The 788-nt window shown below is 68.4% G+C and carries 1 pseudogene; it reads right to left on the reverse strand.

Annotation, left to right across the window (positions count from 1 at the left end):
* Positions 1 to 788 (reverse strand): annotated as a pseudogene (locus tag D7X74_RS42210) (hypothetical protein); the annotation flags it as partial.

The raw sequence follows: 788 nt of genomic DNA on the forward strand, positions 1-788 counted from the left end.
TGCGACAGCGCCCCTGCCAGCCGGAAGCGGTTCCCATACACCGCGCGCTGCTGCGAACTCATTCCCCCGGGCCCGATCGCCGTATTCAGTTCGTAGAAGGCATTCGCCCCGATGAGCCAGGCGCTCAACTTGTGGGGATCCACCTCGAACCCCAGCCGCCCGTGCAGCTCGAAGCGCAGCAGGTTCGTGGAGAAACTCCCCGTCACCTCGTTCAGCGGAAGCTGCCCCTCCGCCGGCGTGCAGTCCGGGTCCGTCCCCGTCTGGTTCGCGAAGAAGCACCCGTCCTCGCCGTTGGAGTGGTGGCCCACGATGACGTTCAACCCCAGCGCCAGCACCCGGGGCGCTCCATCCCGGTCCGGGCCATGCAACAGCCGCAGGTGCGCCGCCTGGAGCGTGAACTTCGGCATGTATGACGGCGGCAGGATGGGGTTGCTGTCCGTGTTCAACATCCGCAGCAGGATCTTCGGCGTGAACACCAGGGAGAACAGCGTCTCCCGCCCGTCCTGCTTGAAGTCGCCGTAGCGCAGCTGCGGCAGGAAGAGGTTCGGCGCGAACTGGCCCTCGATGAGCAACGGCGCGGGCGACTTCGGGTCCCCCAGGCGCTGGATGCGGTTGGGCGAGGCGAACAGGTACGTGCGGTCCAGGAAGAGCGGTGTCTGCAGGTCGAACTCCACCTGGAGTCCCTTCGCCCGGACCTCGCCTGCCCACACCCCCAGCAGCACACCCAGCAGCACCGCCGCGCCCCGGCCTCCTCCCTGGCTCCTCGCGCCGGCCCGCATGCGCACACC

It is taken from the genome of Corallococcus sp. CA047B (assembly GCF_003612065.1).
In the GTDB taxonomy this organism is placed as follows: Bacteria; Myxococcota; Myxococcia; order Myxococcales; family Myxococcaceae; genus Corallococcus; species Corallococcus praedator.